The organism is Halomonas qinghailakensis (assembly GCF_025820815.1).
GTDB classification, from domain to species: domain Bacteria; phylum Pseudomonadota; class Gammaproteobacteria; order Pseudomonadales; family Halomonadaceae; genus Vreelandella; species Vreelandella qaidamensis.
In genome coordinates this window covers 678,253-704,968 of sequence record NZ_CP096973.1, presented here as the reverse complement: position 1 = coordinate 704,968, position 26,716 = coordinate 678,253, and the positions used below count along the sequence as shown (strand labels likewise).

25 protein-coding genes, 1 pseudogene and 1 riboswitch are annotated in these 26,716 nt (G+C 51.9%); of the genes and pseudogenes, 15 read left to right on the top strand and 11 right to left on the bottom strand.

The genetic code is table 11. The features are described from left to right. Positions 1–6: 6 nt before the first annotated feature. The gene (locus tag M0220_RS03290; RefSeq protein WP_264018666.1) at positions 7–849 is read right to left on the bottom strand and encodes an outer membrane protein OmpK; all 843 of its coding nucleotides are present in this window, start codon (positions 847–849) and stop codon (positions 7–9) included. A gap of 261 nt (positions 850–1,110) precedes the next feature. Between M0220_RS03290 and M0220_RS03285 the strand changes: the two genes are divergently transcribed. Beyond that, complete coding sequence (locus tag M0220_RS03285; RefSeq protein ID WP_030069978.1) at positions 1,111–1,878, top strand: DeoR/GlpR family DNA-binding transcription regulator; 768 nt, start codon at positions 1,111–1,113, stop codon at positions 1,876–1,878. A gap of 253 nt (positions 1,879–2,131) precedes the next feature. Next, entirely contained in the window at positions 2,132–3,055 is a 924-nt protein-coding gene (gene cyoE, locus M0220_RS03280; RefSeq protein ID WP_030069980.1) for a heme o synthase, read from the top strand. Positions 3,056–3,166: 111 nt separating this feature from the next. On the opposite strand, the gene pta is transcribed toward cyoE, so the two are convergent. Both pta and M0220_RS03270 read right to left on the bottom strand, forming a co-directional pair. Continuing rightward, the gene (gene pta / locus M0220_RS03275) at positions 3,167–5,350 is read right to left on the bottom strand and encodes a phosphate acetyltransferase (protein WP_030069982.1); all 2,184 of its coding nucleotides are present in this window, start codon (positions 5,348–5,350) and stop codon (positions 3,167–3,169) included. Continuing rightward, positions 5,347–6,531: an acetate/propionate family kinase gene (locus M0220_RS03270; RefSeq protein ID WP_264018665.1), complete on the bottom strand. Its 1,185-nt coding sequence runs from the start codon at positions 6,529–6,531 to the stop codon at positions 5,347–5,349. Before M0220_RS03270 ends, pta begins: the two co-directional genes overlap by 4 nt. A gap of 153 nt (positions 6,532–6,684) precedes the next feature. Here M0220_RS03270 and M0220_RS03265 point away from each other — a divergent pair, with 153 nt between their 5' ends. The 6 genes from M0220_RS03265 (at position 6,685) to M0220_RS03240 (ending at position 12,126) form a co-directional block, all read left to right on the top strand. Further along, on the top strand, positions 6,685–7,605 hold the full coding sequence (locus tag M0220_RS03265) for an EamA family transporter (protein ID WP_030069986.1): 921 nt from the start codon (positions 6,685–6,687) through the stop codon (positions 7,603–7,605). A gap of 117 nt (positions 7,606–7,722) precedes the next feature. Further along, positions 7,723–8,232 carry a porin family protein gene (locus tag M0220_RS03260; protein ID WP_030069988.1) on the top strand — a complete coding sequence of 170 codons (510 nt, stop codon included), beginning with the start codon at positions 7,723–7,725 and terminating at the stop codon, positions 8,230–8,232. A gap of 367 nt (positions 8,233–8,599) precedes the next feature. Continuing rightward, entirely contained in the window at positions 8,600–9,652 is a 1,053-nt protein-coding gene (locus M0220_RS03255; protein WP_030069990.1) for a type 2 periplasmic-binding domain-containing protein, read from the top strand. A gap of 91 nt (positions 9,653–9,743) precedes the next feature. Continuing rightward, positions 9,744–10,259 (top strand): TRAP transporter small permease subunit, encoded by a 516-nt coding sequence (locus M0220_RS03250; RefSeq protein WP_264018664.1) that lies wholly within the window; start codon positions 9,744–9,746, stop codon positions 10,257–10,259. Further along, positions 10,256–11,584 carry a TRAP transporter large permease gene (locus M0220_RS03245; RefSeq protein ID WP_030069993.1) on the top strand — a complete coding sequence of 443 codons (1,329 nt, stop codon included), beginning with the start codon at positions 10,256–10,258 and terminating at the stop codon, positions 11,582–11,584. Before M0220_RS03250 ends, M0220_RS03245 begins: the two co-directional genes overlap by 4 nt. Before the next feature lie 362 nt (positions 11,585–11,946). Next, positions 11,947–12,126, top strand: coding sequence for a CsbD family protein (locus M0220_RS03240; RefSeq protein WP_030069995.1), 180 nt, complete (start codon positions 11,947–11,949; stop codon positions 12,124–12,126). An 81-nt stretch (positions 12,127–12,207) separates the two neighbouring features. Here M0220_RS03240 and M0220_RS03235 read toward each other — a convergent pair whose 3' ends face one another. Then, complete coding sequence (locus M0220_RS03235) at positions 12,208–13,674, bottom strand: DASS family sodium-coupled anion symporter (RefSeq protein ID WP_030069998.1); 1,467 nt, start codon at positions 13,672–13,674, stop codon at positions 12,208–12,210. A gap of 224 nt (positions 13,675–13,898) precedes the next feature. Here M0220_RS03235 and M0220_RS03230 point away from each other — a divergent pair, with 224 nt between their 5' ends. Together M0220_RS03230 and M0220_RS03225 are read left to right on the top strand one after the other, a co-directional pair. Next, the gene (locus tag M0220_RS03230; protein WP_264018662.1) at positions 13,899–14,555 is read left to right on the top strand and encodes an amino acid kinase family protein; all 657 of its coding nucleotides are present in this window, start codon (positions 13,899–13,901) and stop codon (positions 14,553–14,555) included. Positions 14,556–14,763: 208 nt separating this feature from the next. After that, positions 14,764–15,843, top strand: coding sequence for an NAD(P)-dependent alcohol dehydrogenase (locus tag M0220_RS03225; RefSeq protein WP_264018660.1), 1,080 nt, complete (start codon positions 14,764–14,766; stop codon positions 15,841–15,843). A gap of 59 nt (positions 15,844–15,902) precedes the next feature. Here M0220_RS03225 and thiC read toward each other — a convergent pair whose 3' ends face one another. From thiC to M0220_RS03210, 3 genes are all read right to left on the bottom strand, one after another. Further along, entirely contained in the window at positions 15,903–17,849 is a 1,947-nt protein-coding gene (thiC, locus tag M0220_RS03220; RefSeq protein ID WP_264018659.1) for a phosphomethylpyrimidine synthase ThiC, read from the bottom strand. Between the two features lie 44 nt (positions 17,850–17,893). After that, on the bottom strand, positions 17,894–18,592 hold the full coding sequence (gene tenA / locus M0220_RS03215) for a thiaminase II (protein WP_264018658.1): 699 nt from the start codon (positions 18,590–18,592) through the stop codon (positions 17,894–17,896). Positions 18,593–18,670: 78 nt separating this feature from the next. After that, positions 18,671–18,829, bottom strand: a riboswitch (TPP riboswitch). Between the two features lie 93 nt (positions 18,830–18,922). Beyond that, positions 18,923–19,867 carry an integron integrase gene (locus M0220_RS03210; RefSeq protein WP_264018657.1) on the bottom strand — a complete coding sequence of 315 codons (945 nt, stop codon included), beginning with the start codon at positions 19,865–19,867 and terminating at the stop codon, positions 18,923–18,925. A gap of 262 nt (positions 19,868–20,129) precedes the next feature. On the opposite strand from M0220_RS03210, the gene M0220_RS03205 reads away from it, so the two are divergent. The 3 genes from M0220_RS03205 to M0220_RS03195 are packed head-to-tail and all read left to right on the top strand — an operon-like array spanning position 20,130 to position 21,487. Next, positions 20,130–20,426, top strand: coding sequence for a type II toxin-antitoxin system RelE/ParE family toxin (locus M0220_RS03205; RefSeq protein ID WP_264018656.1), 297 nt, complete (start codon positions 20,130–20,132; stop codon positions 20,424–20,426). Between the two features lie 4 nt (positions 20,427–20,430). After that, complete coding sequence (locus M0220_RS03200; protein WP_264018655.1) at positions 20,431–20,772, top strand: addiction module antidote protein; 342 nt, start codon at positions 20,431–20,433, stop codon at positions 20,770–20,772. A gap of 43 nt (positions 20,773–20,815) precedes the next feature. Then, positions 20,816–21,487, top strand: coding sequence for an HAD family hydrolase (locus M0220_RS03195; RefSeq protein ID WP_264018654.1), 672 nt, complete (start codon positions 20,816–20,818; stop codon positions 21,485–21,487). A gap of 73 nt (positions 21,488–21,560) precedes the next feature. Here the strand turns inward: M0220_RS03195 and M0220_RS03190 are convergent, their stop codons facing one another. Continuing rightward, positions 21,561–22,382: an aldo/keto reductase gene (locus M0220_RS03190; protein WP_264018653.1), complete on the bottom strand. Its 822-nt coding sequence runs from the start codon at positions 22,380–22,382 to the stop codon at positions 21,561–21,563. 162 nt (positions 22,383–22,544) lie between these two features. Between M0220_RS03190 and bla the strand changes: the two genes are divergently transcribed. Next, entirely contained in the window at positions 22,545–23,426 is an 882-nt protein-coding gene (bla, locus tag M0220_RS03185) for a class A beta-lactamase (RefSeq protein WP_264018652.1), read from the top strand. 117 nt (positions 23,427–23,543) lie between these two features. Here the strand turns inward: bla and M0220_RS03180 are convergent, their stop codons facing one another. Beyond that, positions 23,544–24,107 carry a manganese efflux pump MntP gene (locus M0220_RS03180; RefSeq protein WP_264018651.1) on the bottom strand — a complete coding sequence of 188 codons (564 nt, stop codon included), beginning with the start codon at positions 24,105–24,107 and terminating at the stop codon, positions 23,544–23,546. A 294-nt stretch (positions 24,108–24,401) separates the two neighbouring features. Here M0220_RS03180 and M0220_RS03175 point away from each other — a divergent pair. Continuing rightward, a pseudogene (locus M0220_RS03175) lies at positions 24,402–24,626 on the top strand (class A beta-lactamase); the annotation flags it as partial. Between the two features lie 201 nt (positions 24,627–24,827). Here M0220_RS03175 and M0220_RS03170 read toward each other — a convergent pair. Together M0220_RS03170 and M0220_RS03165 are read right to left on the bottom strand one after the other, a co-directional pair. Beyond that, complete coding sequence (locus M0220_RS03170) at positions 24,828–24,959, bottom strand: putative transporter small subunit (protein ID WP_009722425.1); 132 nt, start codon at positions 24,957–24,959, stop codon at positions 24,828–24,830. Positions 24,960–25,031: 72 nt separating this feature from the next. Beyond that, positions 25,032–26,684 carry a sodium:solute symporter family protein gene (locus M0220_RS03165; protein WP_264018650.1) on the bottom strand — a complete coding sequence of 551 codons (1,653 nt, stop codon included), beginning with the start codon at positions 26,682–26,684 and terminating at the stop codon, positions 25,032–25,034. Between the last annotated feature and the right edge of the window lie 32 nt (positions 26,685–26,716).

The window sequence follows — 26,716 nt, the reverse complement described above, 5'->3', positions numbered from 1 at the left end:
GAGCGATTACAGCAAGTTTAGCTTGATGGAGTAAATCATCGCGTTTTGATAAGCGTTCGGGGTACCCAGTTTGTTCTCTGAGTAGCGATACTGCACGCCAGTGGTAATTAAGTCAGAAGGATGCCACCACAAGCTAAGCGCGCCGTTGGTGCCCACACTACCTGCGGTGCCGTTTACGTAGTTTTGTTCCAGGTACTCATTGTCACGACCAAAGGTCTGTTCATGCCAATTGGTAACGCTGAAGTTCTGGTTTAATGCGGTAAAGTCGTAACCTGCTACCCAGCCTGCCATGTAGCCGTTCATGCCGGTATAGCCATCGCTTTGTACCCGTGCGGCACCAATAAACGGTTTGAACCATAGGCCGTTGTCGAACGTCGTGCGGTAGCCGAGGCCGAGAATTTGATCCTGCTCGCGGGCGTTGAAACCATAATCGCGGAAATCGTACAGGTGGGCGTAGATCGATAGCGGGCTGTCGCCTAAATAGATATGCGAGGTGACTTTTCCTGCGGTACGAAAGTTGTCTTTACCACCGCTCGATTCGTCAAACTGGTCATTAGTCGGATTCTCGAAATCGAAGAAGCCGTAAAATTCACCCCAGCTAAAGCCAACGCCGCCTTCGATTTCAACGAAGGTAAAATCGCTTTTTGCTGCATTATTCGCGGTGCGTGCCTCAGTGCCATTCGACCAGTCTAGGTAATTGACTGACACGTTGGCAAACGACCACAGGCGGTCAAGGGGTTGCGGCTGACTATCGCCTGCGAATACCGGGGTTGCCAGTATAGAACTTGCTAGTAAAACGCCAGCGCCAAGCGTGACGAAAGGGGAACGTGAAGGGGTTTGAGCAGTCATGAAAGCCTCAACAAGGTTTGTTATGGGTCGTGTGGGCTGGCGGTGATGTTAAAATTATAACATTGAGTGTTATTTTTTTAACGTTGATTTGCAAGTATTACGACATCAACGCTATGTATATGTGATATGAATCTCACGTGGCCGCAAGGCAGTGTATGGCAGTGGAAATATCATGAGGGCTGGCCCAGCATAGGTTTTGAATAGCCGCTAAGCGCTGATAGCAAATAACATCTGAACTTGAGATTAAAGGAGAGGTTTGCCATGAATGACCGAAGCGCTCAGCGTTTGGCAAGGTTGCAAGAAGCGCTTGCCAGTGGGGGAACATTGCATCTACGCGATGCTGCTGAGCTGTGTGGTGTTTCTGAAATGACGATCCGTCGGGACGTTACTACGCAACCTTCGACGATTAGCTTATTGGGCGGTCGGTTAGTCATGGCAAGCTACCCTGGCGTAACGCCGGTGTACGATCTGACTGAACAGCAGGCGAGCCACTATCAAATTAAGCACCGCCTTTGTCAGCGAGTTGCTAGCTTGATTGAAGAGGGCGATACACTTTTTATCGACTGCGGTTCAACGCTAATTCCGTTGCTTAGCCAGCTTAGCCATTTCCGCGAGCTGACTGTGGTGACGTATGCCCTTAACGTGGCAAATGCAGTAGCCGCGTTGCCGAATGTGCGGTTAGTGCTGCTAGGGGGGCTGTTTTATGCTTCGTCGCAATCGTTTGGCAGTGATGGTATGCGTACTGCTATTGAGCGTTTAGGCATTAATAAAGCACTGATCTCTGCGGCGGGGGTAGATTGCGAAAGGGGGGTTAGCTGTTTCCATTTTCACGAAGTGGCGCCAAAACAGGCCGCCATTGCGACTGCTATGCAGCGCCTATTGATTGTCGATGCCAGTAAATTTGGTTTAGTGCGCCCCGCCTATTTTGCCGCGTTATCCGATTTCGACATTGTCGTAACCGACGATGAGCATGCACCTAAATTGCTTGATTGCCTTCCTCGGGCATCACTAAGCGTGACGGTTGCCTAACCTCTTACGATAGCAGCGTTAAATCGTAAGTCGCCGGACTTCTGCTATCTTTAGTGCTAACCGTGATGGCGTTTAGTGAACGGTCAAACAGATGCCCGCCAGTTGGCGGCCATTATTGCTGTATCGCTGCGCTTCAGATGTTGGCTCAGCTGATAACGCATACGCACAAAAACAACAAAGCGGACGAAGGTTGAGACTTGGCATCCTTCGTCTTAATTCTGGCGATACTCGTCCTGGTGGTAGGGGGCTCGTTATGGATCATGCAGCATCCGCATCTCAACATGATGATCGATTAGTTGTGGCGCCCAGCCGTTGGCGCGACCTGCTGGCGCTAACCAAGCCAGGGATCATTGGTGGCAATTTGATCGCAACGCTCGGCGGCTATTTTTTAGCCGCTCATGGAACATTCGATTGGATAACGTTTGCTGCTGTTATGGTGGGCATTGCCCTGGTCATCGCGTCTGGCTGTGCCTGCAATAATGTTATAGACCGCGATATTGATGCGCTAATGGCGCGCACTCGCCATCGCCCTCTGGCTAAAGGACGTGTCTCTATTACCCAAGCGCTAGGTGTGTCGGCGCTGCTTGGGGTAGCGGGTGTGGTGTGTTTGGCTTTGGGTACCAATGGCTTGACGGTGGCATTAGCGGTGATCGGCTGGGGGGTTTACGTAGGGCTGTATAGCCTCTATATGAAACGGCACTCTGAATACGGCACGCTGGTGGGTAGTCTTTCTGGGGCAATGCCGCCGGTCGTGGGTTACTGTGCGGTGACAGGGCAGTTTGATAGCGGTGCTTTCATGCTACTGGTCATCTTTTGTCTGTGGCAGATGCCGCACTCTTATGCGATTGCGATTTTTCGTTATGCGGACTACCGGCGTGCCTCGATCCCTGTTCTACCGGTAGTGCATGGTATTAAACGAGCCAAGCATCATATTCTTGGCTATATCATTGCGTTTATTCCTGCCTCACTGGCACTGGTACTGGCAAGCCAAGCGGGCGCCGGCTACCTGTTCGTGGCCTTGGCAATGGGGGGCTACTGGCTTTACTTAGCATTATGTGGCTTTCGACTGGGTGATGACGTGCGCTGGGCTAAAAAGGTGTTTGGCGTGTCGATCCTGACTATTACCGCCATGAGCCTAGTCATGGTGTTGGAAGCCATGGTGCCGATGTGGGCGTGATACTTCGCCGCTCATTGAACGATAAATTCTGACGCTGAACCTAAAACGCCCCGAACAGCTCATTATCTGTTCGGGGCGTTTTAGTAGTGCGTACAAAGAGTGGCTAGTGGTCTAGCTTTCCCGCTGGCTCGCCTGAATCGCGGTGAGTGCAATGGTGTAAACGATATCGTCGACCATGGCGCCGCGGGAAAGATCGTTAACCGGCTTGTTCAAGCCTTGCAGCATCGGGCCTACACTGACCACACGAGCGCTACGCTGTACGGCTTTATAGGTGGTGTTACCTGTGTTCAGGTCGGGGAAAACAAACACCGTTGCTTTGCCCGCAACAGGGGAGTCTGGGGCTTTTTGCTTGCCAACACTCTCAATAGCGGCTGCATCGTATTGCAAAGGACCGTCGATCGCGAGATGTGGAGCGCGCTCTTTGGCAATGCGGGTAGCTTCGCGCACTTTATCAACATCGGCACCTGTGCCGGAATCACCGGTGGAGTAGCTGATCATGGCGACACGCGGTTCAATACCAAACGCTTCTGCCGAACGAGCGCTTTGAATAGCGATTTCTGCCAGTGTTTCTGCGTCTGGATCAGGATTAACCGCGCAATCTCCGTAGACCACAACTTGTTCCGGCAATAACATAAAGAAGATCGATGATACTTGATTATATTCCGGTGCAGTTTTGATCAACTGGAAGGCTGGGCGCACGGTATTGGCAGTGGTGTGTACCGCACCGGATACAAGGCCATCGACTTCATCTAACTGCAGCATCATGGTGCCAAGTACCACGTTGTCCTGCAGCTGACCTTCAGCAGTGAGTTCATTTAGCTTGCCGCGCCGGCGTTCGACCATAGGGCTAATATATTTTGCTCGGGTACTTTCAGGGTCGATAATAGTTAGCGTATCTGGCAGCGTCAGGCCGCGATGACGGGCAACGTTTTCGATATCGTCGCGCTTGCCGAGCAGCACGCAGTCGGCAATACCACGGCGCTGACACACAATCGCGGCTTCAATGGTGCGTGGCTCATCGCCTTCAGGCAACACAATGCGCTTCTTGGCCTGCTGGGCAAGCTTAACGAGCTGGTGACGAAACGCTGACGGCGACAGGCGGTGAATGTAGCCACGGCTGAGCTTCGCTTTTAGCCACTCTAAATCCATGTGGGCAGCCACATAACGTGCCACCTGTTCGGCACGCTCGAAATCATCCATAGGGATTTCGCGGCTGAGTTGGCTGAGGTTCTGGGCAGTGGTTAGGCTGTCAGTCTCTACTACCAGAACCGGAAGTCCGGTTTTAAGCGCCGGGCGGCACATTTCAATCATGTTGTCGTTAGGCAGGAAGCCATTAGTTAACAGTACGCCTGCTAGCTGGGTGCCGTTCATGGTGGCCAGCGCGGATGCTAGTATCACATCATCACGGTCACCAGAGGCGACGACCAAGCTGCCCGGTTTGAAAATATGCAGTGCGTTGGCGGCACTGCGCGCGCACAGGCTGGTAGAAAGCACGCGGCGGCTAATGGCTTCCCCTTCATTGAGCATGGTGGCATTCAGCGCCCGCGCAACATCTAAAGTGCGCGGTGCGCTCAGGGTATTGCTGTAAGGCACTACGCCAATCAGATGAAAGCTGTCGGTTGCTAGCGCTGGTGAATAGCGGCGCAGTTCATTGAGTATTGGCTCTTCAAGGTGGGGCTTAATTGTGCCAGGTGCTGCAGAAAGGTCGTCTTCCTGCCCATAGGGCAGGTTTTTCATGCGCATTAAAATGCCGCCCAGCGTGCGACTGGAACTGACACCGCCAAAGCTTCTGGCATGCATATCCAGCTCTTCGGCAAGCTGTTGCGGTTCGTTTAAATCACCAGTACCGACCAGGATGATACGTGCATTCAGGGCGTCGGCGAGTTGGGCATTGGTTTGGGTCGCATAGGTGGTGTGTTGGGTAGGAACAACGCCCTCCACCACGACTAAGTCTAAGGCGCTGCCGTCTCGGTAGGCCTGTTGGGTGACCTGCTCAAAGAGCTCAACGACGTTTTCCATCAACTCATCGGTTTGATCATCGCGTAGTAAACGTTCAAGCCGTGCCTGGGAAATAGGTGAGGGCGGGCGTTGATTCAGCGTACGCGACACCAGCGCCGTTGAACGGTCCAGTCCTGGGCCGTTTAGCTCATTTTGCATAAATGGCTTTAAAAAGCCGGCTTTCAGGCCGATGGTATCCAGCGCTTGAATTAACCCTAGGCAAGCGGAGGTTAACCCAGCTCCCATGCTAGTAGGCACCAGTAAGATAGCCTGGGGCTGCTCGGTAGCGTTGTTCATTCAGAGGTCTCCACGCAGTGACGGGTTTCCATGGCGATACGTCCCTCTTCATCAGTGGGAATGACCCATACTTCGGGACCATGGTGATCGGCGTTATCCACCTTGCCTTCTTTGCCGCGAATGGTGGCTTCGTTAGCCACATCATCGACACTGAAACGAAAGTGAGGTAATAGTGCCAATACGTTACGACGAACGGTGGGTGAGTTTTCACCAATGCCGCCGGTAAAAATAATGCCATCGAGTTGTGGCAGGGCACAGGAGAGGGCCGCTAGCGATTTAGCAATCCGATAGCAAAATACCTCTAGCGCGAGTTTGGCACCTTTATGACCAGCCAGCGCTTGGTCTTCGACCTCACGCATATCATTGGTCAGGCCGGAAAGGCCTAATAAGCCGCTCTGCTTGTTAAGTACGTTGTCAATCTCATCCAGTGACCAATTTAGTTGGCGGTGAAGATGAGCATGCAAGCCAGGGTCGACATCGCCGCTGCGGGTTCCCATCACTAAGCCTTCCAGCGGCGTAAGCCCCATGCTGGTATCCAGGCTTTGGTTATTCCAGATGGCGCTAGTAGAACAGCCATTACCTAGGTGAGCGGTCAGCCAGCCGCCTGCACCGCGGTTGCTTAATGTGGCGGCACGCTGGCTGACATATGCATGGCTAGTGCCATGAAATCCGTAGCGACGGATTCCATATTCGGTATACAACGCTTCAGGTAGTGCGTAGCGGTAGGCGCGTGGGGGCAGTGTTTGGTGAAAAGCAGTATCAAACACGGCTACCTGAGGCAGGTCAGGAAACACATCTTGGGTAGCAGCAATGCCCGCTAAGTTAGCCGGGTTATGCAGTGGCGCAAGCGCTGCAGTGGCTTCAATTGCGTCAATAACATGATCGTCAATCATTGCCGCCTGGGTAAAGTGCTCGCCGCCGTGAACAATACGGTGCCCAACTGCACCGGGTACTCGACCTTCTAGTCGCTCAAGAATGGCCTTCAGCGCTTCAGCGTGATCAGCATTGGGTAGTGTCTGAGTGAAGCGTTTACCTGAGCTAGTATTGCCCTTTAAACAGGCTTCGCTACTGCCTAGTCGCTCTGCTAAACCCGCTAACCGTGATGCATTAGGGTCTGAATCAATCAACGCATATTTAATAGAAGATGAGCCGCAGTTAATGACCAGCACCGATGTGTTCATAACAACCTTTATAAAGTAGTTAGCATAAAATTGGGGTAGACCTTAGTTTAGCATGCTGCGTTGCATGATATTAGCGGGCTATTGGGTTAGCCTTAACCTTAAAATGTCGGCACTCTGACGACATACCCACTGAAAATGAGCCGTTTTTTTCTTATGTCTTCTTCGCCGTTACCCGTGCTGCTGCCGCGTCACTTAGCCATTCTTTTGATGATGTCAGTAGCGACGATGTTTGCTGCCAACCACGTTTCCGCGCGGTTAGCGTTTGATAACGGCACTGGCTTGCTGCTTGCGGTATTAATGCGCTCAGGCGTGGCGTGTTTGATTTTGCTGACGTTGGTACTAGTTCAGAAGAAGCGACTCTGGCTACCTCCCAGCACCTGGCCATGGCAATTAGCGGTAGGGCTGCTTATTGCTATTCAAAGCGTGAGTCTTTATTCAGCGGTTGCACGCTTGCCGGTGGTTATTGCGCTCCTGCTGGTCAATACCTTTCCTATTCAACTAGCGCTGTTAAGTTGGGCACTAGGCGGGTCTCGGCCTTCACTGCGTAGCTGTCTGATTATGGGCACGATCTTAATTGGGCTATTAGTGGTGCTCGATATACCGAGTTGGTTTGCGGATGCTAATGCCATGGGGCCTGAATGGTTAGCCGGTATTGGATTTGGGTTAACTGCCGCCTTTGCGTTTGCTTGTGCGCTCTGGGTTACTGAGCATCGACTGGCAGGGGTTGGCAGCACGTTCCGTAGCTTGTTGACCATGCAAACGGTATTTATTGTCATGATTGTTGGCGGGTTGCTGGGCGCAGTGCCTGGGGGAATGAGCTTGCCGGATAACAGTGCAGGCTGGACAGGACTAGCCTTATTGGCTTTGCTCTATGGTAGTGCTTTTTCCCTACTATTTATTTTTGTGCCTCGCCTGGATATGGCGCGCAATGCCCCGGTGATGAACTTCGAGCCAGTAGCATCTTTATTACTTGGTTATATCGTTCTAGGACAGATGCTTAGCCCAAGCCAACTGGTTGGCGGGGCAGTGGTGGTTGGTGGCATTGTTGTGCTCAGCCTTTCTAAAGGTCGTTAAGCTGGAGCGGAAAAAGGAAATTAAATGCAAGTTGAGCTGTTAAATTGCGTTCTCGATAGGGTTGAGCCACAATTAAAAAGTGTAAGGAAACACTGTTTTTTAACTGAGGTTTAACTTATGAAGATGACCGTATTATCACTTACCTCCGCCGCGCTTTTCGTTGGTGCGAGTACTTTCGCGGCATCGGCTCAAGCGCAACAGCCCTTCCAGTACCCACAAGGATATGTGGGCGGTGATGCCATGTTTTGGAGCCTGAACCCAGAAAGAGGCTCTTCCCGCGATGACGTTGGCTTACGTCTCCGCGGTGGGGCACAGTTCAATGACTATTTTGCCCTGGAAGCGCATTTAGGGTCTGGCGGTTCTGATGGCGGCGCCGAGCTAGATCATGTCGCCGGTGCCTATGCGAAAGGTATTGTACCCATTGCACCTGAAGTGCGTTTATACGGCTTAGCGGGCTTCACTGAGGTAGATATTAACAACGACCGTGAAACCGGTTTCTCCTACGGTGCAGGCGCGGAAATGGATATCGCCCCGAATGTCTCTGTAGGTGCGGACTATATGCGTTACTTGGATAAATCTGCCTATGATTTCGATGCTGCCAGCGTGGGTCTAAAGTACCGTTTTTAAGACTGTCACTTTAAAACAGTAACCATGCGCTGATCGAGGTGTATCGCTACAAAGATTACCTAGTACGGGCGTATCTATTCAGGCATCACCATGTAGCCCCTATCACGTAGTTAAGTGGTAGGGGCTTTTTGGTGGGTTCTCGATTTTGAGAGAGGAGCATTGATTAGTTTGGTAGATATTGGTTTTCTCCTTGACTAAGGCTGTGAGAAAGGCTGAGAGCAAAATTAGCCCGTATTTCTGAGGATGAGCATATTTTTGCAGAGTTTGGGCCAAATGCTGCGTTTGCGAAGCTGATAGTGTTGAAAATTAATAACTATTACAGGTAGCCAGCGAACAACCTCATAACGCTCTACAAAGGGAAACTACCATGTATAAAATTAGTAAAATCGCCTTGGCAGTAGGACTAAGTGTCGGCCTTGCAACTGCTGCAAGTGCCGCTGAAATCGAGTGGCGTATGGCAACACCGTGGAGCGGTGGCCCGTGGCTTGAGCGTGATGCACAGATGTTTGCAGATCGCGTTAATGAGTTGACTAACGGAAAAATCGCTATCGAGGTCTATCCTGGCGGCACGCTGGGCAGCGCACTGCGAGTTACCAACAGTGTTAAATCGGGGGTTGCCCAGGTAAGTCATAACTACATTAACTATGATTATGGCACTGACCCAACCACCGCTCTATTGGCAGGCCACTCAAGCGGCCTAACGCCTGAAGAGTTTATGCTATGGATGTACGAGGGTGGTGGTGCAGATCTTTACGAAGAGTATCGTCGTGAAGTGTTCGATGTTGTAGCGTTCCCGTGTGCCATCCTCGGCACCGAAATTTTCCTCCACTCTAATAAGCCTGTCAGGACGCTTGAAGATTTCCAGGGGCTGCGACTGCGGACTTCTGGCGCATGGGCAGAAATTGCTTCTCGCCTAGGGGCTTCTACGGTAGTTATGGCAGGTAGTGATATCTACAGCGCCCTGGAACGTGGCGTTATTGATGCTGCCGAGTGGGGAAGTCCTGAAATGAACCGTCCAACAGGCTTCCAAGAAGTTGCGCAATACGTTATTACGCCTGGTGTACACCAGTCGGGTGGCTTTCTTGAGTGCCAAGTCAATAGTGATACATGGGAAGAGCTGAGCGAAGAAGATCAGCGTATGCTGCGTCTTGCAGGTAAGTTATCGGTGTTTGATACGTGGCTAGCTAGCTCGTTTGCTGACTTAGAAGCTTATCAAGAACTCGTGGACGGTCCTAACGAGATAGTAGAATTGGATCAATCCTTCATCGACGCCATTTATGAAGAAACGACTAAGTGGGAAGATGAATACGCCGCTGAAAACGAGTGGTTTGCCCGTGTTCTTGAATCTCAGCGCTCCTTTAAAAATGATATGAATAGCTGGTCGGAATATCGTCTACCGATTGGTGTTATGGGTCGCTAACAGCGATTAGGTAAATGATCAGAGAGGCCTTAGTGGGCCTCTCTTTTGTTGGCGTCTGCTTCCTGTCCCCCTTATACGCTGAGATTCCGTCATGAAACTAATCCGATCCATAGAGGCGCTGACCCGCTTTGCTGGCTGGTTGGGCGCTCTTCTTGTACTTCCTTTAATTGGCGCATTAATCATTGAAGTGCTCAGCCGTTACGTTGCCGGCCGCCCTACGTTATGGGCTTTTGAAGTCAGCTATATGGTAATGGGAGCAATGTTTATGCTGGGGATGGCCAATGCGTTGCGTATCGGCCAACACGTCAGCGTGGACATTGTGTCTTTACAGCTGAGCGAAAGGGCCAATGCCGCTATACGGGCAATTGGCTATGTGTTGTTCCTTCCGGTGTTAGTGTGGCTGGTATGGGAGCTTTCCAAGTACGCTCTCTCTGCGTTTGAAACCAACGAACGCTCGGGACGCTCAGCCTGGAACCCAGTCGTATGGCCGATTTTTACGGTATGGTTTGTTGGCTTTGCGCTACTAGCCCTTCAGGTAATCGCCGAGTTGTTGAAATCAGTGTGTTTGATAACTGGTAAACATCACGTTAAGGAGCTAGCCGAATGAGTAGCTATCTTGCGTTGCTGATGTTTCCTGCTTTGATGACACTAATTATTGCTGGTTTTCCCATTGCCTTCTCAATGATTCTGGTAGCAACCGGATTTGGTATTATTCAGTTTGGCGATGTGGCGGCTTATCAGCTGTTGACCAAAATTGAAGACACGGCATCTAACTCCATTCTTGCGGCAGTACCGCTGTTTATTTTTATGGGCGCGATGCTTGAGCGTTCAGGCATTGCCGAGCGCTTGTTCGAAGCAATTCACATGTGGACGCGTCGTTTACCCGGTGGGCTAGGCATCGGTGCGATTATTTTAGGAACATTGTTTGCTGCTTCCAGCGGTGTTGTGGGAGCGACAGAAGCGGTGATTGGCATGCTGGCTATTCCGGTGATGCTTAAGCATCACTACAGTAAAAGTCTGATGTCAGGCACCATCTGTGCCAGTGGGTCATTAGGTACTGCGATACCGCCTTCTATTACCGTAGTGGTTCTTGGTCCTGTCGCTGGGGTCTCGGTTGGATCGCTGTTTAGCGGTTTGCTAATACCCGGTTTCTTAATGGCAGTCATGTTCCTGGTCTACATCATTGGGATTGCTTATCTTAAACCTGAGATGGCACCACGCATTGAAGAGCAGACGCCGGATATTGCGCTAGGTGAAAAGATACGTATTACGCTAGTCGCGTTGGTGCCTACCATGCTGCTGATTTTTACTGTGCTTGGCACCATTCTTATGGGCTTGGCTACACCAACAGAGGCTGCAGCATGTGGTGCTTTGGGTGCGATCATTTTGGCCGCTGCATACCGTAACTTAAAGGTAACGGTACTTTGGGCATCGGCCGTGAAGACCGTCAATATTTCAGCCATGATTCTGCTCATTGTGATGGGGGGGAGTATGTTCGCTGGGGTATTTTTTGCCTCAGGAGGAATGGCGACGGTGCAAGCCTTACTAATGGACACAGGCTTGAGCCCTTGGATGATTCTAGGCCTTATTCTGCTGATCGCTTTTATCGCAGGTTTTGTACTGGATTTGATCTCCGTGGTACTTATCATTATCCCTGTGGCAATGCCCATTGTAAGAATGCTGGGCTTTGATGAAATCTGGTTCTGTGTCGCCTTCTTAGTGGTACTGCAAACCAGTTATCTGACGCCTCCTTTGGCACCTGCTATTTTCTACCTCCGGGCAATTACTCCTCCTGAAGTAACGCTGAAGCATATGTACAAAGGGGTTGTACCCTTTATTTTAGCGCAGCTTGTAGTATTAGCCTTGGTATTAGCGTTTCCAGAAATTGCACTATGGTTACCGGATGTAATGGGTGGTCCTTCCTGGCGCTAGTTGAACGTAAGTACCCCCCCCTTTTGTTGGCCGCCCTTAAAAAGGCGGCTTTTTTTGGCACCATCTAGAAGAAGAAAAATTTTTTAGCATGCTGTGGAAAGTCGTTAGTCGCGGGAAAAATGTCAGAGCTAGAGTATGTTGCCTGTCATGCCTCTACCCCTTGAATATTTTGCGCCAGCACCTGTGGGTAGCAAAGGCAGGTTCGCTAACCTTAATTTAGCTAATTCACGAATGAAAATTTAACGAAAGTAATTGAGGTAACTTTACTAACAAGGGCTACGCTAATAGAGGAGCCGCGACGCGATACACAAATTCATTTAGCGTGCGGTGTCTTCTCCACTAACGGATTAGAGGTGTAAGTCATGGAAAATGGCAAAGAAGATAAAATGAAAGGCTCGGCTAATAAAGCTGCTGGCAATGTTAAGGAAGCAGTAGGAAAGGCGACGGGAAGCGAAAAAACCGAAGCCAAGGGCAAGGTTCAGCAAGCAGAAGGCGAGCTTCAAAAAGGCAAAGGTGATGCCAAGGAAAAGGCTAAGAAATAACGTCTAACCAAGTTACCCCACTACCAACAGAGGCCAATGGCCTCTGTTGGTTTTTAGGTAGCAACTGCTTTAAGAGGCTACTCAGTAGTGGCCAAGAAGTTTCCACCATAAGCCACCGACAACTACCCAAATGAGCAGATTGACCACGCTCATAATAAAACCAGCTTTCCACCACTCTCCCAGCGTCAGGTAGCCTGAGCCAAAGATCACAGGCGAAGTGCCGGTGGCGTAATGGGTTAACGTCATCATGATGGAAGACGTAGCGGCCATAATCAGCACAAAAGGCATGGGGGGAGCACCGAGGCTTAAGCCAACGGTGAGAAATGCCGCCATCATTGCGGTGATGTGTGCGGTAGTGCTGGCAAAAAAGTAGTGGGTATAAAGGAACGTTAGCACCAGCAGTGCAGAGGCACCTGCCCAGCCAATTCCCATCATGGTAATCCAGTCCTGCATATTTGCAGAAAACCAAGTAATGAGGCCTGTTTCGTTAAGCTGGCTGGCCATCATGATAAGTGCGCCAAACCACAACAGCGTATCCCAGGCATTTTTCTCTTTTAGCACATCTTCCCAGGTTAATACCCCGGTCAGCAGCAGCATGGAAAGGCCAATAAACGCAGACGTTGTAGTATTAAGCGTTACTGCATCCCCTAAGAAAATCGCTGGGATATCCGCCCAAAGTAACAGCAGCACGAAGAAAACGAACAGCATGATGCCCTCATTTCGACTCAGCTTACCCAGCTCGGCTAGCTTGTCCTTTGCTAATTGCGTGGCATTCGGCGTTTCTTTAATTTCAGGCGGATAAAGCAAGTACAGAATGTACGGCATCGCCAGGATGGCGACCAAGCCTGGGAGCAGCATGGCGATGGCCCAGGTTAGCCAGCTCAGCTGTATTTCGGCTCCGGTAGCGGATGAGATAAGTTGAACAGTCAATGGATTCGGAGCGGTGGCAGTGATGAACATAGCCGAGGTGATCGGATTGCTATGGTAATTCACCAGTGCTAAATATTTGCCGATTTTGCCCGAGGTATTGTCTTCAGGATGTGAATCAAAACTATGGGCAATCGAGCGCATAATAGGGTGAATAATACCGCCGCCCCGGGCTGTATTGCTTGGGGTAACGGGCGCAATTGACAGCTCTGAAAAGGCGAGGCCATAACCAATCCCCAGCGTACGTTTGCCGAAAATAGAGATGAAATAGTAGCCAATGCGCGCGCCTAAACCGGTTTTGATCAACCCTCGTGAAATCATAATCGCAATCGCAATTAACCAGATAAGCGGGTTGGCATAACTGCTTAAGGCGACATTAATGGCTTCGCCTGGTGTATCGCCGGTAACACCGCTTGCCGCGACAATAGAAATTGCAATCACAGATATCGCGCCAATCGGCATGGCCTTGCCAATAATCGCGGCAATGGTGCCGACAAAAATTGCCAACATGAGCCAAGCATTTGGCGTTAACCCTTCAGGCAAAGGAATCACCAGCCAAATAAAGAGGGTGATGGCCACAGCGATTGCTGTCGACCAGGGTTTGAAAGGAAGAGTTGGCATCATAGAAGTCCATATCAATGAAATAAGTATAAGTGACACGTCCACCAGCAGTAAGAGAAGAGGACGTCTAGTCTCTACTTTAGTCTATTCCAAGCAGGTGCAAGACGATTTGCCCTACGTCAAAGATGGGGCAATGGATGTTTTCCCTAAAAGAGATTATGTGCCTGACTAGTAGCATATTCTTTAAATATATTAATTTATATTAAAACGTTATTAATTGTCTTTTGGCACTACAAGGGGCCGCTTACACGGATGTCAGCGCCTATCCACTGGATGTGCTAGGAGCAGAAACGGAAGGCATGATCGGTTACATGATTGAGCAGGAGCTTGGCAATCTGCTGCCGGTTGAGGTTCCGCTCGCCACGTTATTAACACAGGTGGAAGTTGACCTTGATGACCCTGCGTTTCAGCACCCCAGCAAGCCGATAGGCCCGGTTTATACAGAGGATGAAGCCGAGCGCCTGGCTAAGGAAAAAGGCACTATCGTCATTTGTGCTGGCGGGGGAGGGCTCCCTACTGCGTACGACGAAAATAATAAGCTCCATGGCGTAGAGGCGGTGATCGATAAGGATCTCTGTTCAGCTCTTCTCGCTGAGCAGTTGCAGGCTGATTTGCTGATCATTGCGACGGATGTTGATGCCGCTTATATCGACTGGAACGGGCCAAACCACAAGGCGATCGCCAGTGCTCATCCGGATGTACTAGATGATATGCAGTTTGCGGCGGGTTCCATGGGACCAAAAATAGAAGCGGCATGCCGCTACAGCAGAAATACCGGTAAAGAAGCGGTTATTGGTGCATTGGCGGATATCGAAGAAATTCTTCAGGGAATAGCAGGCACCCGCGTTAGCACCAGCCTACAAGACATTAATTTTTATTAGGTGCTGTTGCTGAGAAGCTTTGTTAAGGAGCCTCGCATTAGCTTTTTTTAAAGGCGCTCTTGTCATGGCTTTTTATTACAAACAATAAGCTGCTCACCTAGCAGCCTAAAACTTGATATGACGCAAGTTTAGCCGCCGTCAGTGATCGATTAATGGCCTACGCTTAGTGGTGAAGTGTTATGACTCCCTTCACTGAGGAAGCGTCCCAATGGCTACCATGATGAAAGCGGCTATTTTTGTTGAGCCTGGCCGGATTGAAATTGACGATAAACCCATTCCCGAGATTGGCCCCAATGATGCGCTGATGCGTGTGACCACCACGACGATTTGCGGCACCGACGTGCACATTCTAAAAGGCGAATACCCCGTTGAGCGCGGCTTAACCATCGGCCATGAGCCGGTGGGGGTAATTGAAAAGCTGGGTGCCAACGTGAAGGGGTACCAAGAGGGCCAGCGGGTTATCGCCGGGGCGATTTGCCCCAGTTTTACCTCCTATGCTTGCCAGGATGATTGCTGCTCGCAGGATGGCGGCCACCACAGCCATGGGTATAAGCCGATGGGTGGCTGGCGCTTTGGTAACACCATCGACGGTGCCCAGGCGGAATACCTATTGGTGCCGGATGCCCAGGCCAACCTTTCTCCCGTGCCAGATGGCCTAACCGACGAACAAGTGCTGATGTGCCCTGACATCATGTCGACCGGCTTTGCGGGTGCCGAAAAAGCAGGTATCAAAATTGGCGATACCGTGGTGGTGTTCGCCCAAGGCCCAATTGGGCTATGTGCGACAGCAGGCGCGCGGTTACGCGGGGCGGGGATGATTATCGCGGTAGATGGTGTCGATGAGCGGTTGGCAATGGCCAAGCAAATGGGCGCTGACGTGGCACTGGATTTTCGTAAGGTGGATGTCGTTGAAGAAATTCTTAAACTCACCGGTGGACGCGGTGTGGATTCGGCGATTGAGGCACTCGGCCTGCAGCAAACCTTTGAATCTGCCTTGCGGGTGTTAAAGCCTGGCGGCACGCTATCGAGCTTAGGCGTTTACTCTGAAGACTTGACGATTCCGCTGGGTGCTTTCTGTGCTGGGCTTGGAGACCACAAGATCATTACGTCACTTTGCCCTGGCGGCAAAGAGCGCATGCGCAGGTTGATGAGCATTATTGCCGCCGGGCGGATAGATCTTGGCCCGATGGTTACCCACCGCTACGCTCTGGAGAATATTGTCGAGGCTTACGATCTATTTTCTCACCAGCGCGACGGCGTGTTGAAAGTGGCTCTTGAGGTCTCATAGTGCTCAAGTAAGCTCAAGAGCCACCCACCTAGCAGCGGGACTATCTAGGGATTGCTGTTTTAAACCTCCTGATACAGCTCGCTGCCTTCACGGCGGAACTTCTCCGCTTGCTCCTGCATGCCACGCTTGACCGCCTCGGCGTCGCTTTCAGCGGCATTTTCCGGTGCGCGGTCACGATAGGTATCGCGCACTTCCTGGCTGATCTTCATCGAGCAGAACTTCGGCCCACACATCGAGCAGAAGTGCGCCACCTTGGCGGAATCTTTCGGCAGGGTTTCGTCGTGGTATTCGCGAGCGGTGTCTGGGTCTAGCCCCAGGTTGAACTGGTCTTCCCAGCGGAATTCAAAGCGTGCCTTGGAAAGCGCGTTATCGCGACGCTGGGCTGCCGGGTGGCCCTTGGCCAAATCCGCTGCGTGGGCCGCAATCTTATAGGTGATGATGCCGGTTTTGACGTCATCTTTATTCGGCAGGCCCAAGTGCTCTTTCGGCGTCACATAGCAGAGCATTGCACAGCCAAACCAGCCAATCATGGCCGCACCGATGCCCGAGGTAATGTGGTCGTAGCCGGGAGCGATATCGGTAGTCAGTGGGCCAAGCGTATAGAAAGGCGCCTCATGGCACGCCTCTAGCTGCTTATCCATGTTCTCTTTAATCAAGTGCATGGGCACATGACCAGGGCCTTCGATCATCACCTGAACGTCGTGTTTCCAGGCGATCTTGGTTAGTTCGCCCAGGGTTTCCAGCTCAGCGAACTGCGCTTCGTCGTTGGCATCGGCGACTGAGCCGGGGCGCAGGCCATCGCCCAACGAAAACGCTACGTCGTACTGCTTGCAGATCTCACAGATCTCTTCGAAGTGGGTATACAGGAAGCTTTCCTGGTGATGGTACAAGCACCACTTGGCCATAATGGAACCGCCACGGCTGACAATGCCGGTCACCCGGTTAGCAGTTAGTGGCACATAGCGCAGCAGTACGCCCGCATGAATGGTGAAATAATCCACGCCCTGCTCGGCCTGTTCGATCAAGGTGTCGCGGAACACTTCCCAGGTCAGGTCTTCAGCCACGCCGTTGACCTTCTCCAGCGCCTGATAGATCGGCACGGTACCAATTGGCACCGGCGAGTTACGGATAATCCACTCGCGGGTTTCGTGGATATTCTGGCCGGTGGAAAGATCCATAATGGTGTCCGATCCCCAGCGGATACCCCAGGTCATTTTGTCGACTTCTTCTTCAATCGACGAGGTAACGGCCGAGTTACCCAGGTTGCCATTAATCTTCACCAGGAAGTTACGGCCAATAATCATCGGCTCGGATTCTGGGTGATTGATATTGTTGGGGATAATTGCGCGCCCGCGGGCGACTTCGTCGCGCACAAATTCCGGCGTGATCTCTTCCGGCAATTTTGCACCAAAGCTTTGGCCAGGGTGCTGGTGACCAAGAATACGCTCCACTTCAGCGGTGCCTAATGCTTGGCGGCGCTGGTTTTCGCGAATGGCAATAAATTCCATTTCAGGGGTAATAATGCCCTGGCGCGCATAGTGCAGTTGGGTGACATTCTTGCCTGGTTTTGCCCGGCGCGGGGTGCGAGTTAAATCAAAACGCAACTGAGCAAGCGTGGGGTCGTTAGCGCGGCGGTTGCCGTACTCACTAGTGGGGCCGTCAAGGAACTCGGTATCGTTGCGCTCTTCAATCCAGGCGCGACGCAGGGCAGGCAAGCCTTTGCGTAAATCATTGTTGGCGGCTGGGTCGGTGTAAGGGCCAGAGGTGTCGTACACCAGCAGCGGCGGGTTCTCTTCATCAATGCTGCTGGTTTTAGTCGGCGATAGGGTGATTTCCCGAAACGGCACGCGGATATCCGGCCGTGAGCCTTCAACGTACACCTTGCGCGAGGCGGGCAGCGGCTGAATGGCAGCGGCATCGACCTGGGCGGTTTCCGCTAAAAAGTGGCTGGTTTTACTTTTTGAGGTCTTAGTTTTTAATGTTTTAGTGTTTAAAGTCTTCGTCATGACGGTCGTCTTCCTTCAGTGTTGATTGTGGTTGTTGTATTGACTTAATGAGCGAGGCTCTGGCCTTCAAGATCGGCGTCTATCAGGTGCAGGCCCATCTGCCAGAAGTCGATTTCCAGACGCGTGGCATCGCGGAAGATCTTGCTCAGTTCGGCAAAGCGGGCAGGGGTAACATCAGCAAGGCGGGCGTTGAGCCACTCAAGCTCGGCCTGCATGGCGGCCTGGAACTCCTCGCTTTCGTACATCGCTATCCAGGCATCAAAGGGGTTTTTCGCGCCGCGAAGGGTAGAAGGCTGAGTGTTCAGCCAGTTGGCGATTTCGCCGTAGCCCACCAGGCAAGGGGCCAGCGCCACATGCAAATCGAGCAGGTCGCCGCGATTACCGGTATCTAACACGTAGCGGGTATACGCCAAGGTGGCTCTGGCTTCGGGAAGCTCCGCCAGCTCCTGTTCGGAAATCCCCCACTCCTGGCAAAAGCCCACGTGCAGGCCCAGCTCCACATCCACAATGGCTTTTAAACCTTCATGGGCTTGGCGCAGATCAGCCAGCGTAGGGCTTTTATAGGCAGCCAACGCGTAGGCGCGGGCGAAGTGAATCAAAAACAGGTAGTCCTGCTTCAGGTAGTGGCGAAACGCGGGTTCAGGAAGCGTGGCACTGCCTAGTTGGCGAACAAAATCGTGCTCAATATAGGCGCGCCAGTCGTTATGGCAGGCATTAGTCAGATCAGCAAAGCGGTAGCCCATGGTGCCTCCGGGAGTAATGATCCGGAGGGCGGGCGGTTGAGATCGAGGGAATGGCGCAGAAGGTGGCGTGAAACTAAGCCGAGGCCATCGCTTGATCCCTACGCCGGTACCCGCGCGCTCGTTCTAGGAGCAGCGCATTAGCCGGATCAGGTTCAGCGGGACCAGCGCTTTGGCAGTATCACGTGGATACGCCCTGCGCCATCTCAGCCGGATTCACCGGCACCCCGTCAAGCAGTTAGTGCCAAGCAGTCTAGGAGGACGAGAGACGAGATGCAAGGGGGTGAGGTATTGAGTGCATAGCAAGCTTCTTAGAAATGTTAATGCACTTGGCTAGCCTAGCGGGCTTCTAACACCCGCAAATCCATTCCCCAATACATGGGTGTATATTTGGGTGGTTTCGATGCTTTTATGGCCTAGCAACTCTTGAACCGTGCGAATGTCAGTGCCTTGGCTAAGCAGCTGAGTCGCGAAACTATGCCGTAAAGAGTGGCATGAGCCTGGGCGCGTTAAAGAAGAGGAGCGCATGGCATATTTAACGGCTTTTTGTACGGCAGAAGTATGGATGTGATGTAGCACGACACGCCCCCACTCATCGAAACAGGGCTTGGATGAAGGAAAAAGCCACTGCCATGCGAGGGAAATGCCTGCATTGGGATATTTTCTATCCAGCGCGTAGGGCAATGATACAGGAATTGCGTTTGTTTCAATGCGAGAGGTCAGCTGTTGTTCAGCGATTTGTATATGGGTATGTAATGGTTGAGCGCATGAGGGTGGCAACAGCGTCGTGCGGTCTTTATTGCCTTTGCCTGCACGGACAGTGATGACGTGGCGCGCAAAATCGATATCTTTTACGCGTAACCGACAAGCTTCGGAGACTCGTAACCCCGAGCCGTACATCAGCGATGCAATCAGGAGCATGGAGCCGGACAGATGCTCAAACACATCCATCACCTCTTGGTGGGAAAGCACGACAGGTAAGCGTTTAGGGCGCTTAGCCCGGCTAAAATTACCCACCTCACCCAGCGGTTGATCTAGCACGTGGCGATACAGAAACACGATAGCATTGAGTGCCTGGTTTTGTGTTGCCGCAGCGACGTGCCTTTCTAACGCGAGATATTCCAAAAATTGCCGCACTTCATTGCCCGCCATATTGGCAGGATGCTGCATTCTGTGGAAACGAATGAAAAAGCGAATCCAGTAGCAATAGGTTTTCTCAGTGCGGAGGCTATAGCGCTTGACCCGCAGGGTCGCCTTGACGCGTTCCATTAGTTTCATAAGAGCCACTCCTATTACTGTTCATGGATACAGTATTATTGAGCAGGGAAAAACACGCAAGCACGCGAATTTTGGATAGGCTGCCAAAATTGGCTTTGCTCTCTTGGGAATCAATGGGGTAGAGTCAAATTGGGTGGCTATAAAACCCCAATGAATGTGCCGTCGCGTTTATTGGGGTTTTGTAGCGAGGCGTATAATCACTGTTAGAAGGCTTGTGCTAACCACAGTTGACATATTCCCGATTGATAACTACAGTTGACATATGATAGAAGTCAGGACGACAGATAAATTCACGAAGTGGTTCAAATCCCTCAATGACCGACGGGCAAAAGCTCGAATTCAGGCTAGGATCGATCAAGTTGAAATGGGTCATTTCGGAGATGTAGCACCTGTTGGGGAAGGCGTGAGTGAGTTGCGAATCTTCTATGGCCCAGGATATAGAGTATATTTTGTGCAGAAAGGCGCTGTTGTAGTGATACTTCTATCCGGTGGCGACAAAAGTTCACAGAAAGCTGATATCGTCAAAGCCAAAGAAATTGCTAGGCAGTTGGAGGTATAGGGCTATGGGTATAAGAACTACGCGCTGGGATTCAGCAGAGCATCTTGAAACAGAAGAAGATATTCAGCTGTATCTTGAAGCCTGTATCGAGGAAGCTGATGATGATCCAGCATTCATCGTGCATGCGTTGAGTGTTATTGCGCGAGCCAGGAACATGAGCCAACTTGCGCGAGATACGGGACTTACCAGAGAAGGATTGTATAAAGCCTTGTCACCGGAAGGTAACCCTACATTCAGTACAGTCGCAAAAGTCGCAAAGGCGCTCGGATTGCAGGTCACTGTGCAAACCCATCGACAATCGCCTTCTAACAATCAATTGCACGCGACCAGCGATGCAGGCGCGTGAATAGGGGCGTTAGGCTTCACAAATCATGTCTCTCGGAAACGATATGCAACTACGCGCAGTTCTCTTTGACCACGACGGCACGCTCGTCAACTCCGAGCCCATCCACTACAGAATGTGGGCGCAAGTTCTTCAACGCTACGGTTTTACGTTAACGGAACAGGAGTACAAGGCTCGCTATGCAGGCGTACCAACACCTACCAATGCCATAGATTTGGTGCAGAGGTTAGGTATCGATGATTCGCCTAAACAGCTCGCGGAGGCGAAAAATGCCGCAACGCGAGAGTATCTTGATCGTCAGGCGTTTCCTTTGATGCCTGGAGTACAAGAGGCCATATCTTGCTTTCACAGCGCAGGGTTGAAGCTTGCTGTTGTGACGGGCGCCAGCGCGAACGGCGTTCAAACAACGCTACGGGTCAACGAGTTTAAGGACTATTTTTCTGCGGTCGTCTCAGGAGATGACGTCCGAGCAAGCAAGCCTGCGCCTGACTGCTATTTGCTAGCGCTCCAGCAGCTCGGTGTCTCCGCTGCTGAGTGTCTGGCAATTGAAGATACTCAGCATGGGCTTGAAGCTGCGTTCCGGGCTGGCATCGATTGTGTGGCACTGCCTACAGAAATGTCTAAGCACCAAGACTTTAATTTGGCAGTGGCGGTTCTAGGCGGCATGCCGGAGGCAATCGAGTACGTGAGTAAAGTCCTTAGCGGTAGTGAAGCCTAACCATGCCAGTCACGGCGACGGTTTTTACATTGCGGCTTCGCCTCCATTCCACAACCGCGCGTGCTGAGCGGCGTTATACCATCATTAAACCCTGCTTGCGTACTGGTGGCGCGTAAGCGGCGTTTATCTGTGCCAGGTCATCTTCGTCGAGCCGGATGCTATCTGCGTTGGCGTTCTGTTTGAGGTGGTCCAGGCTCACGGCTTTCGGGATGGCAATCACCCCAGGGTGGCGCAGTGCCCAGGCAAGGGCGATTTGCGCGGGGGTGGCGCTGTGTTTGTCGGCGATGCGTTGCAGGGTGGCGTTACGCAGCAGCGCGCCGCCTTGCCCAATGGGGCAGTAAGCCATCAGCGGCATGTTGTGTTGCGCCTGCCAGGGCAGCAGATCGTATTCAATGCCCCGTGCTTCGGGGTTATAGAGCACCTGATTAGTGGCGCACGCGGGCGCGTCTAGCTCGGCTAGGTCGTCAACGTCAAAGTTCGATACGCCCCAACGCAGAATCTTGCCTTGCTCGCGCAGCCGCTCAAACGCTTCCACGGTTTCGCTTAACGGGTACTGTCCGCGCCAGTGGAGCAGGTAGAGATCAATCGTGTCGGTGCCCAGTCGGCGCAGGCTGCGCTCGCAGGCAGCTTGAACACCCTTAGCGCTGGCGTTGTGCGGGTAGACTTTGCTGACCAGATACACCTCGTCGCGTCGCTCGCGGATCGCTTGGCCAACGATTTCTTCAGCGCCGCCCTCGGCATACATCTCGGCGGTATCAATCAGCGTCATGCCCAGGTCCAGGCCTTCACGCAGCGCCCTGATTTCAGCTTGGCGCTGCCCGGCATCTTCGCCCATATGCCAGGTGCCCTGGCCGATACGGGGTACGCTGTCTCCGCCTAGCTCAATCGTCTGCATGTCTATCTCCTGTGGTCATACTGTTTAGAATGCTCGCTGCAATTGCAATGATGGGTCAATCTTAGAAGATTCGTATCGAACGTCGCCTCCCTTTATGCCCGCTGGGATGTGCCTGCTAAACTCAATGCCATCGTTTTCCCTTACTGTTTAGGAATCCAGACAATGAACCACCGCCCACCACGCTGGATGCGTGCTGCGTTATCGACGTGCTTATTACTCGCCTCTGCGTCTGTGATGGCACACGAAGATAGCATTACCGCTGAACTTGGGCGTATTGAACACGCCTTGGACGCGCGTATTGGCTTTGCGGCCCACCATTTAGCCACGGGTCAGCGCTGGGAAGTGAATGCGGATGAGCGCTTTGCCATGTCCAGCACCTTTAAAACCCTGGCCTGCGGCGCACTGCTAGCGCAGGTGGATGAAGGGCAGCTAGCGCTGGAAACCGAGGTTAGTTTTGAAGAATCTGAGCTGGTGACTTACTCGCCAGTCACTGAGCAGTACGCAGGCCACCAGCCGATGACGCTGTTTGAACTGTGCGATGCCACCATGACCACCAGCGATAACACCGCCGCTAACCTAGTGCTGCAAGCCCTTGGTGGGCCGGAATCCATCACGGCGTTTGCGCGCAGCATGGATGATCCCGTTACCCGGTTAGACCGCTTTGAGACCGAGCTGAACGAAGCCACGCCAGGGGATGAGCGCGACACTACCACGCCCAACGCCATGCTCGCCACGCTGGAAAAGCTGGTGCTTGGGGAGGTGTTGTCGGGTGAATCCCGTCAGCAGTTGGAAGACTGGATGAAAGGCAATACGGTGGCTGATAGTTTGTTTCGCGCCGCCATGCCGTTTGATTGGGTGATAGCAGACAGAACCGGCGCGGGCGGTTACGGCTCTCGCTCGATTACCGCGATTATTTGGCCGCCCCAGCAAGTGCCTATGGTAGTGGTGTTTTATATCACCGAAACCGAGGCGTCGTTTGACGCGCGCAATGCGGCTATTGCGTCTCTAGGGGAAGTGATTCAAGAGGTGTTAGCGGAAAACTAATAAAAATGGGTGGCGAATAAGCCACCCATTTTTATATCGCGATACTTAAAGAGAGCAAATAATATTGCTGTTCGTTCATTGCCACTTTTTTCTAAGCAGCACTTACGCATGGCCGCGTTATGATAAAAAGATCGTATGCTCCACCACCACTATTACGCCAATCCCAATCAATACAACGCCACCTGCGAGTTCTGCCCAGTGGCCTACGTATTTGCCAAATTTATGGCCTAACAGCGTTCCCATGGAAGCCATCACCGTAGTAGCAAGGCCAATGGCGAGACTGGTGGTAATGATGTTCACATCAATAAACGCAAGGCTTGCGCCCACGGCCATGGCGTCTAGACTGGTGGCAGTGGCGGTTAGTACCAGCAGCCACAGGGTTTGTTTGCGATGCGCTACTTTTTCTTCTTTCTTCAGCCCTTCGACCATCATGTGCAGGCCGATGATGGTCAGTAGCGTAAACGCGACCCAGTGGTCCCAGGTTTCTACATACTGCTGAGAAGCCTTGCCAGCCACCCAGCCCAGTACCGGGGTGGTGGCCTCGATAATGCCAAATATTAAACCAATGCCTACCGCGTGTCGGAAGCGGGGCTTGCGCAGCTCTGCCCCCTTGCTGATGGACGCCGCAAACGCATCCGCTGACATGGAAACCGCTAAAAAAAGCAGGGCAACAGGTGTCATGATAGTAGTGCTCGTTTAATGAGGCTAGATGTGTGGAACAACATACTCGAGTGTTAAAGTAGGATTTTAATAGCGCTGAATCCTATCAGCTTTTACTTTGATAACAAGTTGGTCAACAAAAAATAAAGTTTGTTATAGCGAACAAATATAGCTTTGGCTAACAATGTGGCTACTGGCTTATTTTGTTGGATTTTTGAAATTAAATAAACTTAAATTTATTGTTGGTTTATTGATTTTTATGTTGATGATGTTTAGTTATAAAAATAGTTGTTTTCTAAGGAGAGACAGTGGGTTGATAGTTTGTTTCGTGCCGCCATGCCATTTGATTGGGTGATAGCAGACAGAACTGGTGCGGGCGGTTACGGCTCTCGCTTAATTACCGCGATTATTTGGCCGCCCCAGCAAGTGCCTATGGTAGTGGTGTTTTATATCACCGAAACCGAGGCGTCGTTTGACGCGCGCAATGCGGCTATTGCGTCTCTAGGGGAAGTGATTCAGCAGATGTTACAAGGCCAGTAATAAAAAGCGGCGGTTCAGGCGCTAATGCCGCAGTAGTTCTCGCTATATTGAGGACCCGGTGGCAGGCAATGCCGCTAACGACCCAATATCACTGTCTGCCTATCAGGCGGTAGCTGAGTATGTGATGGAGAATACCCAGCCCTAAAATGCGCCCTTAAAAAAAACAGCCCTAGGTGGGCTGTTCAGTTAACCGAGTAGCGCTTATACCAGCTCGCGCTTCTCGCGCTTGGCAACGCGTATGTCTTTGATGGTGGCGATACCGATAACCGCGAAAATAGCCAGTGAGATCAACGGCCAGATAAGGACATATAACGCTAATATAAAGGTTTGCATGTGCTTTCCTGTTAGTTGGCTGGTGCGCGATGGCACACCAGCTTTTGAAGTGACTCTAGCGTCACGCTGGGCTTAGCGTTGCGCGGCAGGCTTGGCTGGGTCGTAGTTGATCACTTTCTGATCGATTTGCGAGAAGTCGAACTTGCTCGAACTCATCAGGCTGACTGCGATGCAAACAAGAGTGCTAACGCCGTATGCCATTAATGAGGCTAGCAGTACCGTGTACTCCCGTAGGAAACCAATGCTGAAGTAGGCCAGCACAATGGCGCTGAGTACACCGACGATCACACCGATCCTACGCCCGCAGAAGCCAAATGCCATTAGGCCGAGCACCACGCCGCCGCCCACGGCAGCGAGTAACTCAAACAGCCCCGCGACCATACTGACCATAGGCACTAACTCGAAGCGTGCGATACAGAACATTACTAGGCCTGCAATTACAGCCGAGGTAAAGGCCGTGTTGGTGACTCGATCCCAGAAGCAGCTGGCGATGACCGGGAACACAATGGCCCCCCAAAGTGCGCCAACGAAGACCAGCATAATCAGAATATCCATCGAGAAACTAGCGAGAATCACCCCGATCAGCGTTGCGACAATCATCGTCAACCTACCAATAAATAGCATTTTGGTCGGGTCAGGTTTGTTTTTAGCGATGTTCTTACCATACACATCGGCCATCACAATCGCGGACATAGCGGAAAGGTCTGAGTCAGCGGTAGACGAGAGCGAGCCAATGACCAGGATAAAGAACAGCCCTATAAATACCGGTGAGAGGTACATCGACACCATTTGCGGTATCAGGTTGTTCATGTCACCACCGATGGGCTCCATACCGGTCATCAGCGCCATCAAGCCAATCATGCCTAGGCCAATAACAATCGCACCGTAACCAATGGTCGCGGTTATAAAGGTCGGTTTGATATGGTCTTCACGCACAGCGAATAGCCGCTGGGAGATGGTCTGGTTGCCAATCGCGTAGGCCAGCACCGCAACAAAGAAAGGTGCACCTTGATTGAGGATCGCATCCATCGAGAACAGATTTGCCTGCTCTGGGGTGAGTAGGCTCATGCCATCCGATAGTGTCTGTGGGCCGCCGAGGGCAAACATTACCGCTGGAATAATCAGAATGGCGACTGCCATCATTGCCATCAGTTGGGCAAAGTCGGTGAGTACCGACGCGCGGAAGCCCGACCACAGCGTATAAGAGAGCACCCCGACCCCAGCGATCACGACGCCAGCTTGGAAAGAGAGTGGCGAGAGTACTGAGACCAGCGCACCAGACGCTGTGAAGTTAACCATCAGGCTAATGATGCTGCCCAGAATGTTGGAGGAGGCAAGAATCATCTGGCTAGAAGAGCCATGGCGGGCATGGATAAGTTCACCCAGGGTGTGTGCGTTCGGGGCCAATTTTCGAAAGCGACGGCCAAAGGGGTAGATGAATAGAATCATCAGCGCGCCCCACAACCCGTAGTGTAAAGGGCCGGAAATGCCGTAGGTGTAACCCGAGGTGGCGGCACCGTAGAACGAGGCTGCCCAGATCCAGGTGGCGGTCATGCTGGCAGCGCCCAAACCAAAGCCAATCTGGTGATTGGACACCATAAAGGCGTCAGTATTTTCCTTTTTCTTTTTGATCAGCAGTGTCAGCAGGTACGTGCCGCCGTAAAAGGCTAACAGCAAGGCAATAACCGTCAGCGTCGAGAATTGATAGAAATTTTCTTCGTTCATTAAATACCCATAGGCTTTGCAGCCCTAGCATC